Genomic DNA, 15,060 nt, shown 5'->3' with positions numbered 1-15,060 from the left:
GGAAAAAAATTGCCGCTTTTTTACAACTTATTGAATTATATAAAGTTAATTTCCTACTTTTACTTCATTGAGTCCTGAAACATGCGCTTGCAACGCTTTGTTTGAGCGTTGGTTACGTACCGTGACAGCTTCTCCCTGTAGTCCATCGGCTAGGGCAACTCCGGTAGCGGTAATGGTAAGATTACCACTTGTTGCAGTAATTGTAACCGCTTCGCCCTCGCAAACCAAACAGGTATCGCGGGCGCTGATCACGTCGCCCGCAGAAACGCGGCGTTTAATTCGTGCCCCGATAAGCTGGTCGGGCTCAGTATAATACTGGCTACGCAAGTTATTCACATTCACTTCACGCAATTGCAAATCGCCCGCTGAAATCACGTGTTCATTCATCATGCTACCTGCTGCGGTGATCACCTGGCGGTATTCATAAATGCGGACCGGTACATAGGTACGCCAAAGCTGTTGCCCCTCGCAGCGGATCTCCACGGTGGAATAACTATCCAGCTCGTTGTTCCCTGCAATACTCAATTGTAAATCGTTGGCACACAGCTTGGGCTGCATGCGCGGGTCTAAACCCGAGGCGATGACTTCGATGCGTCCGTTTTCTGGCGCCGTAACTTGCTGTTGAACAAAATCGGCTGCTCGCTGTTGTAAGCTTTTATAGTCAAAGCGCCGCTGTTTGACGGCTTCGGCTGCGCTCGCCGCAGGCAAAAATATCGTTGTCGCTACGATGAAAACCAGCAAATTGCGCAGAGACATAGTATTATCCTTTTCCATTAATCATCACAGAGTGGTCTAAGGTTTTTCTTCGCCGCGCCGAAATAAGAGTCAGCCGCCACCGTTTCTGTCGCGTCAATAAATCGACAGTTGTGATTGGCAAAAATTAGCTATACTCTGTTTTCCAGCTTTGCTTATCGCTACAGGACCACAGCAATGGTGCTGTAAGCCAATAAAAGCAAGCGTTTCAATAAACAGGCACGACCCTGAATTAAGAGGGATGATGCAAGCCTTATGCCTGTTTGTGAGTTTACAAGGAGTTTTCGATGGCGAGTATTCTCGACTCAGTCAATCAGCGCACCCAAATGGTGGGGCAAAACCGACTGGAGCTGCTGTTATTCCGCTTAAGCGGCAAACAACGCTTTGGCATTAACGTGTTCAAAGTTCGTGAGGTACTCCAGTGTCCAAAACTCACTGCCATGCCGCAGCGCAACCGTTTGGTTCGGGGCGTTGCCCATATTCGTGGCCAAGCGATTTCAATCATCGATTTAAGCCTGGCAACCGGCGGACCCGCAATTACTGACATCAACAACCGTTTTATCATTATTGCTGAGTATAACCGTACCGTGCAGGGCTTCTTGGTCGGCGGCGTGGAACGTATCATCAACGTTAACTGGGAAGACATCATGCCACCACCGAAAGGTGCTGGTAGAGATGCCTACTTAACAGCGGTCACAGAAATCGATAACGAGTTGGTCGAAATCATCGACGTGGAGCGGATTCTGGCGGACATTATGCCGGTAAATACCGATGTCAGTGAAGAAGTTGCGAATCAGCCGGTTACCGTAAATAAAGAAAACATTTCCATTCTGATTACCGACGATTCTTCCGTGGCGCGTAACCAAATAAAACGCGCACTGCAATCATTAGATATTCCACTGGAAGTGTTCAAAAACGGTAAAGAAGCGTTGGACTGGTTAAAGGGTAAAGCCAAAGAAGTGGATGGACCGGTACACCCTCATGTGCCCGTCATTGTGTCTGACGTCGAAATGCCTGTGATGGATGGTTACACCTTAACCGCGGAAATGAAAGCCGATCCTGACCTGCAAAAAATTCACGTGATTTTGCATACGTCGTTAAGTGGCGTGTTTAACCAAGCCATGGTAAAAAAAGTGGGAGCGGATGATTTTATTGCAAAATTTCATCCCGATGAGTTAGCCACAGCGGTAAAAAAATGGCTTAATGACGTTGTAGAAGACGTTTAATTGACGAATCACCCAATAAGAGTAGTGCGGATATAGTGTCAGAACGCGAACTCGGTCAACAAGAATACGATGTTTTTCGGCAGTTTCTCGAGCGCCAGTGCGGTATTGTGCTGGGCGAGAGTAAAATGTATCTGGTGAAAAGCCGACTCGCGCCATTAATGGCGAAGTTTGACGTCGAAACCTTATCGGAATTGGTGAAGCGTTCTATGCAGATTCACGAGCGTGCCTTGCGCGCGGCGGTGATTGATGCCATGACGACCAACGAAACACTGTGGTTCCGCGATACTTATCCATTCGAGTTACTGCGCGATAAGATCTTTCCTGAGTACAAAAACTCACGCACGCCGTTGAAAATTTGGTCGGCGGCAAGTTCTACCGGCCAAGAACCGTACTCTATCGCCATGACCTTTCTCGAATACAAAGCAAAGAACCCTGGCGCGTTAAGTGCAGGCATTTCAATTACCGCGACGGATATCTCTAATAAAGTCTTAGAGCAGTGTGCCAAGGCCGAGTACGATAGCTTGTCGTTGGCACGTGGTTTGTCGCAAGAGCGTCGCAGCCAGTTTTTTGAAGAGGCGGAAAAGCCAGGCTCGATGAAATTAAAACCGCCTGTACGCAACCTGGTCCAGTTCCGTCACCTTAATTTGTTGGACAGTTATTCATTGTTAGGTAAGTTCGATATTATTTTTTGCCGTAACGTACTGATTTACTTTGCCCCAGAAGTAAAACGGAAAATCATTGCCCAATTCCGCCAGTCGCTAACGCCAGACGGTTACCTATTTTTAGGCGCCTCGGAATCCATCTCTGGATTAACCGAAGACTTTCAGATGATCCGCTGCAACCCCGGCATCATTTATCAGAAGAAAAATTAACCTCACCTAAGAAATTGGCACATACCTTGCAAAAGTTTCGAAAAGCATTTTTCTGGAGACAAAAAAATGGCTATTTCGATGGACAAGGTCATGGGCATTCAGCAATACACCCTCGGTGTGCGCAGTCAGCGTGCTGAAACCATTGCCAACAACATTGCTAACGCCGATACCCCTGGCTTTAAAGCTAAAGGCTTAAATTTCCAGCAGGCACTGCAACAAGCGCAGCGTGGTATGGACGGCTTTCATCTTGCGCGCACTCACGAGCGTCATTTTGCTGTTGATATAAAACCGCAAGGCGAAGAAATGTATCGCATTCCGACACAACCGGATACTGGAGACGGTAATACTGTCGACGTCCAGTTGGAGCAAAACCTCTATATGCAGAACGCTTTGGAGTATCAAATGACCATGGGATTCCTTGATGGTCGGATTGGTGCGGTGAAAAAAGCGCTAGGTTCTGGGAGTTAATGAGTCATGAGCTTATTTAAAATCTTTGATGTTTCCGGTTCGGCGATGAGCGCACAGTCCGTGCGCTTGAATACCACCGCGAGTAATTTGGCGAATGCAAACTCGGTGAGCAGCAGTGCAGGGGAAACCTACCGTGCTAGAAGTCCAGTGTTTGCTACGGCAATGCGGCAAGCTCAAGCCGCTTTAGACGGCAAAGATGGTTCCTATAACCGCTTAGGTGAGGCTCAAGGTGTACAAGTTTTAGGTATTGTCGAAAGCCAAAAACCGCTTACTGTTGAGTATGCACCGAACCACCCCATGGCAGACGCGAACGGCTATATATACCGCTCTAACGTGAACACCATAGAGGAGATGGCGAACATGATTTCGGCGTCGCGTTCCTACCAAACAAATGTCCAAGTCGCAGACACTGCGAAAAACATGGTACAGCGTTTGCTTAGATTAGGACAAGGTAGCTAGGACAAGGTAGCTAATTGGCCGAAATATCTTGGCCTGTTGGAGAGAGATAGATGGATAACGTAAACAACAACTCAGCCATCCAGGACATGTACTGGAAGAAAGAAGAGACTGCGAAAGCGGGGTCTGCTGACCAGAAGTTGGAGCAGGAAGACTTCTTCAAGCTGTTGACCGAGCAGCTAAACATGCAGGATCCGAGCAAGCCGGTTGATAACGACCAGATGATTGCGCAGATGACCAGCTTTAGTATGGCTGAGGGGATCAGTAATTTGTCCACCCAGTTTACCCAATTTGCTGAGAGTATGACCTCGAACCAAGCGTTACAAGCTTCAACTCTGGTAGGTCGAGATGTTCTAGTACCAACCAGTAAAGCCTATGTAGATGGCTCAGGGCCGGCTAACGGCGCCATCGCCACCGGCCAAAGCGCGCAAAATGTGAAGATCACGGTAAAAAACGAGGTTGGCGAAGTGGTTGATAGCTTCTCGTTAGGTGATGTCACTGCGGGAATGACGGAGTTTAGCTGGGACGGTTTGGATGCGAGCGGCAATCCTGTGCCGGCCGGCAAATACCAATTTACCGCTTCTGGCCAAATCGGCGGAACGAATGAAGAAATGCCTTTACAAATGAATGCCCGCGTACAGAGCGTGAGCATGGGTAATGGTCAAGGCATTGTATTGAATCTGAAAGGTCTAGGTGGCGTTGGCTTGTCCGATGTAACCGAGATTAGCTAATAAGTGAGGTGACTTATGTCATTTAATATTGCACTAAGCGGAATCAACGCGTCTCAGAAAGACTTAGACGTGACCGCGAATAATATCGCTAACGTTAAAACTACTGGCTTTAAAGAGTCACGCGCTGAATTTGCTGATGTTTATGCGACAAGCATTTTTAATGCGGGTAATACAAAAGTGGGTGACGGTGTTTTAACTTCTGCGGTAGCCCAACAGTTTTCGCAAGGTACGCTCGATTTTACGGAAAATGCCTTGGATATGGCAATCAGCGGCAATGGCTTTTTTGCCACCACTGACGATTTAGCCTCTCGTGATATGACCTATACCCGTTCTGGTGCTTTTAAATTAAATAATGGCAACTTTATTGTCGATAACCAAGGCAATTTTTTGCAGGGCTATCAGGTTGACCCAAACAGTGGTTCAACTTCTTCGACCAGCTTGGCAACCACACAGCCGATTCGAATTCCGGATGTTGCTGGTGCGCCACAAAGCACGCAGAATATTTACACGAGCTTTAACGTAGATGCCCGCTTATCACCTATTCCGGATAATGGTGCGGGCGGGTCCAATTTCGATCCAAATGCACCATCAAGTTATAACTCGTCTACTTCATCAACGGTATACGATTCTCTGGGTGAATCCCACATTTTGACCACTTATTATGTTAAACGTGCGCCGAATACTTGGGACATCTACGCGACGTTTGACGGTAAAGAAATCGATATGGGAACCGCAGCAAATGCCAATGGTGGTGCGACGTCTGTAGCTGGCAGTGTAGGACGCCGTATTCAGTTTAACCCCGATGGTACACCGAATGTTGCTGCACCAAATGTGACGTTTCCCCCGGTATCATTTGTTCTAGCGGGTAACGACCCAACGGGAACCCCATATTTAGAAAACGGTGCTGATGCTACGCAAACTATTCAGTTTAACTTCCAGGACCGCACTGGCACGACCCCTCCTACGCAGTTCGCGTCGGACTTTGAGGTCACCACGCTAGACCAAGATGGTACAACGGTTGGGCGTTTAACCAACGTTGATATCGATAAATCAGGTTTGGTTGCGGCGACTTACTCAAACGGTGATGTGCGCTACTTAGGGCAAGTGGCCTTGGTACGCTTCGCGAATGAGCAAGGGTTAACCCAAATTGGCGGCACCCAGTGGCGGCAAAGTATTGACTCTGGTGAGCCTTTGGCGGGTCAAGCAAATACCGGTACCTACGGCAGTATTGAAGCGTCGGCATTGGAAAATTCCAACGTGAATCTTACCAAAGAGTTAGTGGACTTAATCTCTGCTCAGCGCAACTTCCAAGCGAACTCGCGTTCGTTAGAAGTTAACAACACCCTGCAGCAGACCATTTTACAGATCCGTTAATAATAGACTCCTCCTCAATTAACGCGGATCGGGGGCGCTTCGGCGCCCTTTTCTTTTTTCTTATATCTTGTTTTTGGCATACCCCTTGCATTTGTTTCAGATAGATTCTTAAACGACATTTTTTTGTCTGGAGTGAATGATGGACAAGATGCTGTATATCGCGATGAGCGGCGCCAAAGAGAACATGAACGCGGTAGCCGTGCGTGCGAACAACTTAGCCAACGCCAATACCACCGGCTTTCGCGCTGAGCTGGAGCAAGCTCGTTCAATGCAAGCCTACGGTGAAGGACTTCCTACCCGGGTATTTGCGATGACCGAGAGTCCAGGGCAAAACTTTGCCGAGGGTGCCATCAGAACCACCGGTCGAGATCTTGACGTGGCGATTAAAGGCCAAGGCTGGCTTGCCGTGCAAGATCAAAATGGCAATGAACGCTATACCCGCAACGGCAACTTGCACGTTTCTAATGCCGGGTTATTGACGACCGCATCAGGCCATCCAGTGCAAGGTGAAGCAGGGCCGATTGTTATTCCTATCCCCGTTGAAAAATTAGCCATCGGCGAAAATGGCAACATTATGGTACGACCGCAAGGCGCGCCAGCTAATGCTATGCAAGTCGTTGATCGGTTGAAGTTGGTTAACCCGCCATTGAATAACTTGGAAAAGACCAACTCGGGTCTGTTCCAAACCAAAGACGGTCAGCCAGCACTGGCTGATGCAGGGGTGACGTTAGAAATAGGTGCACTTGAAGGCAGTAACGTCAATACCGTGGAAGAAATGACGCACATGATCGCACTGCAACGGCAGTACGAGATGAACGTGAAGATGATGAAAACCGCCGAAGAAAATGCGCAGCGTTCAGAATCGCTGATGCGGCTCGGTTAGTGAGGAGAATACACTATGAATCCGGCACTATGGATATCTAAAACAGGACTAGATGCGCAACAACGCGATATCTCAGTGATTTCTAATAATTTGGCTAACGCGAGCACCATTGGCTTTAAGAAAAGCCGAGCGATTTTTGAAAGCTTGTTGTACCAAAACATTAACCAACCCGGCGGCCAATCTGCGCAAGACTCAGAAATGCCAAATGGCTTGATGTTAGGTGCCGGTACTAAAGTGGTAGCGACGCAAAAAAGTCACACTCAAGGTAATGTGCAGACCACCGATAATTCGTTGGATGTGATGATTGATGGCAAGGGCTTTTTCCAAGTGCTAATGCCTGACGGCACGCTTTCTTACACTCGCAACGGCCAGTTTTCGTTAAACGAAGAAGGCCAGTTAGTGACCTCAGGTGCAGGCTTCCCAGTAGAACCGGCCATTCAGATTCCTGAGGATGCGACGTCTATCAGTATTTCCCAAGAAGGCGAAGTGACCGTTACCCAGCCAGGTAATGCCGATAACGCCATTGTTGGCCAATTGAACCTCGCCAGCTTTATCAACCCAGCCGGGTTAGAACCGATTGGCCAGAACTTGTACCAAGAGACAGCGGTCAGTGGTGCACCGCAAGAGGCGGTTCCTGGTGTTGATGGCATGGGTACTACGGTACAGGGCGCGCTTGAGACCTCTAACGTGAACGTTACCGAAGAGTTGGTGAACCTGATTGAAAGCCAGCGTGCTTATGAAATGAACTCAAAAGTGATTTCGTCGGTGGACGAGATGCTTGGCTACCTTAGTCAGCAGCTATAAGTAAGGGGTTAAGGCATGGCTAAATTATCGAATATCAGCTTAGTGTTGGCCGTTTTAACACTCGCCGGGTGCGCTTCGCGCCCTTATCAGCCAATGCCTGATGATCCCTATTATGCGCCAGTGGTGCCCGAAGAACGGCCTATGCCGATTCGGCCCACGGGGTCGATTTATAGCGACCAATATTCCGACAACCTGTATTCCGATATAAAGGCGCGTCGAGTGGGCGACATTATTACTGTGCAACTGCAAGAGCAAACTACGGCAAGTAAATCGGCCACTATGGAAACAACAAAAGACAGTAGTGTGCAGTTACCCACGCCAACGTTGTTTGGTCGTCCAGTGACCGTCGGCGGCAATCCATTGTCGGCGGATTTCGGCGGTAGCCGAACGTCGGCAGGCGATGGTGCTGCCGACCAAAGTAACTCGTTGATCGGTGACATCACAGTAACCGTGATTAAAGTGCTGCCTAATGGCAACTTGATAGTGCGTGGTGAGAAGTGGATGCGGATTAATACCGGTGACGAATTTATTCGTTTGACCGGCATTATTCGCTCGCAAGACGTCACCGCTGACAACGTTATTCCCTCTACCCGAGTGGCGAATGCCCGGATTGAATACAGTGGCACGGGAGCGTTGGCACAGGTGCAAGAGCAGGGCTGGTTAACCCGATTCTTTAATAGCCCTATCTGGCCGTTCTAGGAGAGCGATAATGAAATTTCGAGTAGTTTCTGCAGTGTTCGCGGTTTTTGCTTTGTTGTTGCAGTCCGCTGCAGCACAACAGACTGTGCGGATAAAGGATTTAGCTGACATTCAGGGGATTCGCGAAAACCAGCTTATTGGCTATGGTCTTGTCGTCGGTTTACCCGGCACCGGTGAACAAACCCCCTTTACCGACCAAACCTTCCGCACCATGCTCGGCAACTTCGGGATCAATATTCCACCGAACCAACGCCCGAAAATTAATAACGTCGCGGCGGTGGCGGTAAGCGCGACTATTCCGGCGTTTGCCAAGCCGGGACAGAAAATTGACGTAACTGTGTCGTCAGTGGGAAGTGCCGACAGCCTGACAGGCGGTACGCTGTTACAAACCTTCCTACGCGGTGTTGATGGCGAAGTGTATGCCATTGCCCAGGGTAGTTTGATTGTCGGTGGGCTAGGGGCTGAAGGCGACGACGGCTCAAAAATTGTCATCAACACTCCAACGGTCGGACGAATTCCAGATGGAGCAATGGTTGAACGGTCTGTTCCTACGGGGTTTGCTCAGGGGGATTACGTGACTTTTAACCTGCACCAACCCGATTTTACGACGGCGAAGCGCGTAGCCCAGAGTATTAATCAGTTAGTAGGGGAAGAAACCGCGCGAGCGCTAGACTCTACGTCGATACAGGTTCGTGCGCCGCGCGACGTAAATCAACGGGTGAGCTACCTTTCAACATTGGAAAACTTGCGTTTAACGCCTGCCGAAGCGGCGGCGAAGATTATCGTGAATAGCCGTACCGGTACTATTGTAGTTGGGCAAAACGTGTTGTTGCGACCAGCGGCGGTGGCGCATGGCAATATGCAAGTGACCATCGCGGAAAACGTCAATGTAAGCCAGCCCAATCCGCTGGCGCAAGGCGATACCGTGGCCACCCAAAACAGCATTATTGATGTACAGCAAGACGATGCGCGGATGTTTGTTTTTCAACCGGGCACCACCCTCAATGACTTAGTCTCAGCAGTGAACGCTATCGGTGCTGCTCCGGGCGATATCATTGCTGTTTTGGAAGCATTAAAGGCTGCTGGAGCCATTACTGGGGAACTTATCGTTATTTAGGATGGCTTGATAATGGACAGTTTCAGCAAGCAGACATTACAGCAAGCGCAATCGGTCATGGATGGGCAGGGGCTTGAACAGCTTCGCCGCCAAGCGTTTGCCAACAAAAATGACGAGGCCGCATTGCGCAAGGCGGCGCAACAGTTTGAAGCGGTATTCATGAACATGCTGATGAGTAGCATGCGCAAAGCCAATGCGGTGTTCGAGCAGGGTAACCCGATGCACAGCCGCTACACCGACATGTATCGTGACATGCGCGATCAGCAACTGACCTCAGAGCTTTCCAACACCCAAGCGTTAGGCTTAGCTGACCTGATTGTGCAGCAGCTCAAAGGCGGAGTGGTGGAAAATACGCGCGCCAATATTAGACCAGGCGCAGAACTTGGCGATGTGCGCCAAGCGAGCGTGGCGCGACCCACCGATGCGGGATTGTTTTATGGCAGCCAGCGGGTTAGCCAAGCGCGGATTTCAGGACAAGCACAACAATTTACCAGCCCTGAAGCTTTTGTTGAATCGTTGCGTCCAGCCGCAGAGAAAGTGGCAGAGAAAAATGGTCTATCGGCTGACGCGCTGATTGCTCAGGCAGCACTGGAAACTGGTTGGGGCAAACATATTGTGCCGGGTCGCCACGGCGGCTCTAGCAATAACTTGTTCAACATTAAAGCTGACCCGCGCTGGGAGGGTGACCGTTCACACGTCACCACACTCGAACATATCGATGGCATTACCCAAAAACAGCAGGCGGCGTTCCGTTCTTATAACGATGTGGAACAAAGCCTGCAAGACTATGTGGACTTCTTGCGTAAAGATCCGCGCTACGCCTCGGCATTAGCCGTAGCTAAACAACCGGATAAGTTCGCAGAGGCGTTACAAGATGCGGGTTATGCAACCGACCCGCAGTATGCACAGAAGATTAGAAAGGTCATGGCCAACCCCGCGGTTGCGGGCAAGTGACAGAAGCAATTGGCAAAAAGCGGCTAAACTTTGCCGCTCAGTTGCCGATACCACAATTAGCGGCAGCTCAGTGAGCAATAAACTGAGTGCCAGAAAGCGGTAGTGAAGGGGCGATTAGATGTCGAGTGACTTATATTCTATTGGGGTTTCAGGGCTTTTAACGCAAAGCCGGAATTTGCAGACCACCAGTAATAACATCTCTAATGTTAATACGCCGGGCTATTCGCGTCAGCGCAATGAATATTTTGCGCGAGAGCAAGGCGGCGTGGGACGTATAACCACTGACCGTGTCACCGATATGTTTGCGCGCAAACTGGTATTGCGCGATACCTCCAATGCCGCGTTTGATGAAGCCTATTTACAACAGGCGAGCGTGATTGACCGTTTGCTCAGCGAAAATGCCAACAGCCTGTCGACGTCGCTAACGAGCTTCTTTAACCAGTTGCAGGAATCGATCAGCAATCCCACATCCGAAGCCAGTCGTGATCTGGTTTTATCGGAACTGGGTGGATTGAATGAGCGAGCCGGAACACTATCCAAGTTAGTTCTGGACCAAACCGAAACCGTCAATGAACAGATTCGAATCTATGCTGATGATGCAAATTCACTGATTCAGGATATTTCGACGTTAAACAAGACGATCGCCTCGCGTTCGAAAACCACAGGCGATGGCACCGAGCCGTTAGAACTTTTAGATCAACGGGAAGAGAAAATTCGCCAGCTATCTGAACTGATATCAGTCAATGTTGTTGAAAGCGAAAGCGGTGAATCACTAGTGTTCACCAAAACCGGCGAAGCCTTGGTCATGAAAGACGGTGCTTTTAACGTTATTAGCGCCGACGGCAATCCGGTAAACCAGCTTAATCAAGTGCAGCTATCCATTGTTGCGCCAGGTGGCAAAGAACTCAAAGCCTTCCCTGACAATGATCGCTTGGGCGGTAAACTGGGCGGCTTATTAAATTTCCGCGATGAGGTATTAGAACCATCGCAAGCCAAGTTGGGCCAAATTGTAATGACGCTGGCAGACCAACTTAATCAGCAAAATAAGTTAGGAATGGACCTCGATGGCCAGATTGGCGGTGATATTTTTGATTTCAGCCAATTTAGTTTTAGTGGTTATGACTACGATTTTAATACCGGAACTGGTGACTTGGGTTTTGATGTGAATCCAGGCCAGTCGCAGAATATTGTGCAAGAAGATATGCGCGTGGAATTGCAAGCAACCGGTAACCCCAATGAATATAACGTGAATGTGTATTTGCTGAATCCCGATGGTAGCTATCAGAATACTGATGCCGCTGGTAATCCAGTGGTTAACTCTACCCAAACGGTCACCATGGCTGGCCCTGGAACAAGCGTGGATTTCGGTCCTGAACTGGGCGGTACCATGACCTTTGATTCAGCACCTGCGGACTATGCCGACGGTGATGCCTATGTGCTGCGACCCAACAAAGAGGCGGCGGCGAAAGCACAGTTGTTGAATATTCGCCCTGAAGATTTAGCCTACGCATCGCCAGTACGTGGTATCGAGAACGCCAACAACTTAGGCGGTGGCGAAATCAGCGGTCTGCAAATGACCAATACGGACCCAGCCACCTCTGCAGTGAATGTAACCTCTGATGGCTTTGATGCTAACGCGCCCGAGCGCTTTACCATTGATGCCTACAACTCAGCGACTGGCCAATACACGGTGCGTGTATACGACGCTAGCAATACTGACTTGGGGACCTTCACTACGACATCGTTGGATGATGTAGTGAATCAGGGGGTGACCGCCGGGTTATTTACCGATCCGGGGTTTGAGTTTTCGATCAGCGGTGTGCCGCAAACGGGTGATGAATTTACCATCGAATATAACCAAGACGGTTACACCGATAACCAAAACGGTCTTGCGTTCGCAGAATTGCAAAATGCAAATGTGGTTCGTCGTAGTGGGCAACAAGCGCCCGGGGCGAGTAATGGCAAAACCTTCAATGCCGCGTACTCAGATTTAGTCAGTTTAGTTGGTCAGAAAACGGCACGGGCACGAGCCGACTCGGAAGCTTCAGCGAATTTATTGGAGCAATCAACAAACTGGCGCGATTCGGTTTCTGGGGTCAACCTTGATGAAGAAGCCGCAAATTTAATTCAATATCAACAGGCGTATGCCGCCGCTGCGCGGATTATTACTACCGCGCAACAGGTGTTCGATACGCTGCTACAGTCGGTGAGATAGTATGAGAATCAGTACTAACCAAATCTTTAATAGTAGTTTGCAGCGGTTATTACGCACGCAACAGCAGCTGGTAACCGACGAGCAGAAACTGCAAGAGCAAACCAAAATTTTAACGCCAGCAGATGATCCTGCTGGGGCGGCAACTGTGCTTCGACTTAATGCACGGGTAGCCTTGAACGAACAGTACAGCGAGAACGCGGACAAGGTAACGAGTTCATTGGGTCGTCAAGAGGCCGTGCTTGAAGGTATTACTTCTGCACTGCAACGTGCGCAGACACTGGCAGTTCAAGCGGGTAGCGGAGCGTTGTCAGAGCAAGATAAAAACGCCGTAGGAACTGAGTTAGCGGGGATTGAGCAAGAAGTCTTTGATTTAATGAATTCCAAAGATGAGTTTGGTAACTATTTGTTCTCCGGCTTCCAAGGGGATAAACAGACGGTGCAATTCGTACCTGGCACCGGCACTGGGCAGTTCCCCTACGGTCAATACGTTTATGGTGGCGACGACGGTTCGCGGGAACTACAAGTTTCTGAAAGCTTAAAACTGGCGGTGTCTACCAGCGGACAAGAAGTTTTCGAGAGCGCGGAATTACGCCCTGGATTCACTGCACCAACAACCACTGGTGCAGCATCGGTTGAATCTGTGAAAATTACCGACCGTAATACCTTCGATAGTTTCTACGATAATAACTATGTGGCGAGTGATAACGGTAACAACGATTTCCAAATCGACATTACCGCAGGCGCGCCAGATACCTATGAAATTTTCCAAGATGGTGTGTCGGTGGCAACCGGTAATTATACCGACGGTCAGCCGATTCAATTTCAAGGTGCAGAAATTACCTTGAACAACGCGGTCGGTGAATCGGTGAATTTTAGCTTCCGTGAACCTAAAGGTAACGTATTGAGTTCTTTGCGGGCACTATCGCAGGCATTAATGTCTGGTAATAAAAGCGCCGATGAACTTCAGCAGTTTAACGCAGACTTTGGTGAACATGCAGAATCGGCACTAAATCAGATCTCGGGAGCGCGTTCAAAAATTGGTTCCCGCCAGAATTTAGCAGAATCTATTCAAAGTGCTATTGGTGCGCAGAACATTGCTGACCAACAAACCATGGAAGATGTGGCGGGACTAGACCTTGCGGAGGGAATTAGTAACCTCACGCAAACCGAAACTCGACTGCAAGCCATTCAGTCAACCTTTAGCCGTGTCAGCAATTTATCGTTGTTTGATTATTTGCGTTAAAACAGACTTTTTTTACTAAAGAAAATGGCATGACCGCCGATACATTATTTGAAGGATGAATGTATAGGGAATTCAAATAACTCTTTATTAAACAAAAGGTTAAAGGGTATTTGATTCAACAGTTTTAGGAGGGCAGGTCATGCCATTATATGTAAATACCAACGTCAGTTCATTGAATGCTCAGCGTCAGTTAATTGGTTCAGGAAACAAGTTGGACGAAGCCTTTGAGCGCCTGTCTTCTGGTTTCCGGATTAATAGTGCATCAGACGATGCTGCGGGTTTGCAAATTTCGAATCGCCTTGAATCTCAGATCATGGGTTTGAACCAAGGTAACCGTAACGCCAACGACGGTATTTCACTTGCACAGACTGCTGAAGGTGCATTGGATGAAATTACTAATTCGTTCCAGCGTGTACGTACGCTAGCTCAGCAAGCAGCTAATGGTTCCAATACCGACGAAGACCGTCTGGCAATCCAAGAAGAAATTCGTGTATTGATGGACGAAGTCAACCGTATCGCAAGCGACACCACCTTTGGTGGTCAAAACTTGTTGGACGGTTCTTACGATGCCAAATTCCAGATTGGTGCTGACGCTAACCAAACCATTGACTTCTCAATGAAGAACGTGGGTGGTACGGCTGCGGCAAATAGCTTAACAGCCGATGGCGGTTTCACATTGTCAGGCATCGCGGGTATCGCAACGGCTGTTGTTGATAACGGCAGTCAAATTTATTCATCGACAAACGGCTTTAGCTCTACCAACGGTTTTGGTACAGCATCGTACTCATTTTCAGGTGTTTTCGTTGCCACCAGTATCTCGGTATCATCACAAAATAATGCGCAGGCAGTATTAGCCGGTATGGATGCGCTGATTGCTGTGGTTGATAAGAAACGTGCGGAATTGGGTGCAGTACAAAACCGTTTCCAATCAACGATTCGTAACCAGAGTAATGTATCTGAGAACTTGTCCGCAGCGAAATCACGTATCAAAGATGCGGACTTTGCAGCAGAAACGGCTAAGTTAACCCAGGCGCAGATCCTGCAACAAGCCAGCCAAACCATCTTGGCGCAGGCGAACCAACGTCCGCAGGCTGCTATTCAGTTACTGGGTGGCTAATAATTAACGTTCAATTTATCAAAGCGGCACTCTGGTGCCGCTTTTTTTTTGAAAAAATCCTAAAGTTTATTTTAAGCCTGCCGTTAACTTGATTAATGGGGTTGGAGTCCCCCAGAGCATGTGTTCAGTTCCGAACGATGCAACAGCG

General features: G+C 48.8%; 15 protein-coding genes. 14 read left to right on the top strand and 1 reads right to left on the bottom strand.

Annotated elements, in window-relative coordinates:
• Positions 1-45: 45 nt before the first annotated feature.
• Positions 46-756: a flagellar basal body P-ring formation chaperone FlgA gene (gene flgA, locus CWI84_RS09450; RefSeq protein ID WP_126842352.1), complete on the bottom strand. Its 711-nt coding sequence runs from the start codon at positions 754-756 to the stop codon at positions 46-48.
• Positions 757-1,040: 284 nt separating this feature from the next.
• Between flgA and CWI84_RS09445 the strand changes: the two genes are divergently transcribed.
• The 14 genes from CWI84_RS09445 (at position 1,041) to CWI84_RS09380 (ending at position 14,912) form a co-directional block, all read left to right on the top strand.
• Positions 1,041-1,979 (top strand): chemotaxis protein CheV, encoded by a 939-nt coding sequence (locus tag CWI84_RS09445; RefSeq protein WP_126842351.1) that lies wholly within the window; start codon positions 1,041-1,043, stop codon positions 1,977-1,979.
• Positions 1,980-2,014: 35 nt separating this feature from the next.
• Positions 2,015-2,851: a CheR family methyltransferase gene (locus CWI84_RS09440; protein ID WP_126842350.1), complete on the top strand. Its 837-nt coding sequence runs from the start codon at positions 2,015-2,017 to the stop codon at positions 2,849-2,851.
• 66 nt (positions 2,852-2,917) lie between these two features.
• Positions 2,918-3,319 (top strand): flagellar basal body rod protein FlgB, encoded by a 402-nt coding sequence (gene flgB, locus CWI84_RS09435; RefSeq protein WP_126842349.1) that lies wholly within the window; start codon positions 2,918-2,920, stop codon positions 3,317-3,319.
• Between the two features lie 6 nt (positions 3,320-3,325).
• Positions 3,326-3,778 carry a flagellar basal body rod protein FlgC gene (flgC, locus tag CWI84_RS09430; RefSeq protein WP_126842348.1) on the top strand — a complete coding sequence of 151 codons (453 nt, stop codon included), beginning with the start codon at positions 3,326-3,328 and terminating at the stop codon, positions 3,776-3,778.
• 50 nt (positions 3,779-3,828) lie between these two features.
• Positions 3,829-4,506: a flagellar hook assembly protein FlgD gene (locus CWI84_RS09425; RefSeq protein ID WP_126842347.1), complete on the top strand. Its 678-nt coding sequence runs from the start codon at positions 3,829-3,831 to the stop codon at positions 4,504-4,506.
• A 15-nt stretch (positions 4,507-4,521) separates the two neighbouring features.
• Positions 4,522-5,880 carry a flagellar hook protein FlgE gene (gene flgE, locus CWI84_RS09420; protein WP_126842346.1) on the top strand — a complete coding sequence of 453 codons (1,359 nt, stop codon included), beginning with the start codon at positions 4,522-4,524 and terminating at the stop codon, positions 5,878-5,880.
• 139 nt (positions 5,881-6,019) lie between these two features.
• Positions 6,020-6,763: a flagellar basal-body rod protein FlgF gene (gene flgF, locus CWI84_RS09415; protein ID WP_126842379.1), complete on the top strand. Its 744-nt coding sequence runs from the start codon at positions 6,020-6,022 to the stop codon at positions 6,761-6,763.
• A 15-nt stretch (positions 6,764-6,778) separates the two neighbouring features.
• Positions 6,779-7,567, top strand: coding sequence for a flagellar basal-body rod protein FlgG (gene flgG, locus CWI84_RS09410; RefSeq protein WP_126842345.1), 789 nt, complete (start codon positions 6,779-6,781; stop codon positions 7,565-7,567).
• Between the two features lie 15 nt (positions 7,568-7,582).
• Positions 7,583-8,266: a flagellar basal body L-ring protein FlgH gene (flgH, locus tag CWI84_RS09405; RefSeq protein WP_126842344.1), complete on the top strand. Its 684-nt coding sequence runs from the start codon at positions 7,583-7,585 to the stop codon at positions 8,264-8,266.
• A 10-nt stretch (positions 8,267-8,276) separates the two neighbouring features.
• Entirely contained in the window at positions 8,277-9,383 is a 1,107-nt protein-coding gene (locus CWI84_RS09400; protein ID WP_126842343.1) for a flagellar basal body P-ring protein FlgI, read from the top strand.
• 12 nt (positions 9,384-9,395) lie between these two features.
• Positions 9,396-10,337 (top strand): flagellar assembly peptidoglycan hydrolase FlgJ, encoded by a 942-nt coding sequence (flgJ, locus tag CWI84_RS09395; RefSeq protein ID WP_126842342.1) that lies wholly within the window; start codon positions 9,396-9,398, stop codon positions 10,335-10,337.
• A 118-nt stretch (positions 10,338-10,455) separates the two neighbouring features.
• The gene (gene flgK / locus CWI84_RS09390) at positions 10,456-12,552 is read left to right on the top strand and encodes a flagellar hook-associated protein FlgK (protein ID WP_126842341.1); all 2,097 of its coding nucleotides are present in this window, start codon (positions 10,456-10,458) and stop codon (positions 12,550-12,552) included.
• Position 12,553: 1 nt separating this feature from the next.
• Complete coding sequence (flgL, locus tag CWI84_RS09385; protein WP_126842340.1) at positions 12,554-13,795, top strand: flagellar hook-associated protein FlgL; 1,242 nt, start codon at positions 12,554-12,556, stop codon at positions 13,793-13,795.
• Between the two features lie 139 nt (positions 13,796-13,934).
• Positions 13,935-14,912: a flagellin N-terminal helical domain-containing protein gene (locus tag CWI84_RS09380; RefSeq protein WP_126842339.1), complete on the top strand. Its 978-nt coding sequence runs from the start codon at positions 13,935-13,937 to the stop codon at positions 14,910-14,912.
• Positions 14,913-15,060 lie beyond the last annotated feature (148 nt).

Source organism: Idiomarina tyrosinivorans, assembly GCF_003987475.1.
Taxonomy (GTDB): Bacteria; Pseudomonadota; Gammaproteobacteria; order Enterobacterales; family Alteromonadaceae; genus Idiomarina; species Idiomarina tyrosinivorans.
The sequence above is the reverse complement of the archived record's forward strand: the minus strand, read 5'-3'. Positions and strand labels throughout refer to the sequence as shown.

Coding starts and splice junctions, on each gene's coding strand:
- flgA (WP_126842352.1), bottom strand. CDS start 756: ATGTCTCTGCGCAATTTGCTGGTTTTCATCGTAGCGACAACGATATTT.
- flgH (WP_126842344.1), top strand. CDS start 7,583: ATGGCTAAATTATCGAATATCAGCTTAGTGTTGGCCGTTTTAACACTC.
- flgF (WP_126842379.1), top strand. CDS start 6,020: ATGGACAAGATGCTGTATATCGCGATGAGCGGCGCCAAAGAGAACATG.
- flgB (WP_126842349.1), top strand. CDS start 2,918: ATGGCTATTTCGATGGACAAGGTCATGGGCATTCAGCAATACACCCTC.
- CWI84_RS09445 (WP_126842351.1), top strand. CDS start 1,041: ATGGCGAGTATTCTCGACTCAGTCAATCAGCGCACCCAAATGGTGGGG.
- flgC (WP_126842348.1), top strand. CDS start 3,326: ATGAGCTTATTTAAAATCTTTGATGTTTCCGGTTCGGCGATGAGCGCA.
- flgJ (WP_126842342.1), top strand. CDS start 9,396: ATGGACAGTTTCAGCAAGCAGACATTACAGCAAGCGCAATCGGTCATG.
- CWI84_RS09425 (WP_126842347.1), top strand. CDS start 3,829: ATGGATAACGTAAACAACAACTCAGCCATCCAGGACATGTACTGGAAG.
- flgG (WP_126842345.1), top strand. CDS start 6,779: ATGAATCCGGCACTATGGATATCTAAAACAGGACTAGATGCGCAACAA.
- flgE (WP_126842346.1), top strand. CDS start 4,522: ATGTCATTTAATATTGCACTAAGCGGAATCAACGCGTCTCAGAAAGAC.
- CWI84_RS09380 (WP_126842339.1), top strand. CDS start 13,935: ATGCCATTATATGTAAATACCAACGTCAGTTCATTGAATGCTCAGCGT.
- flgL (WP_126842340.1), top strand. CDS start 12,554: ATGAGAATCAGTACTAACCAAATCTTTAATAGTAGTTTGCAGCGGTTA.
- CWI84_RS09400 (WP_126842343.1), top strand. CDS start 8,277: ATGAAATTTCGAGTAGTTTCTGCAGTGTTCGCGGTTTTTGCTTTGTTG.
- flgK (WP_126842341.1), top strand. CDS start 10,456: ATGTCGAGTGACTTATATTCTATTGGGGTTTCAGGGCTTTTAACGCAA.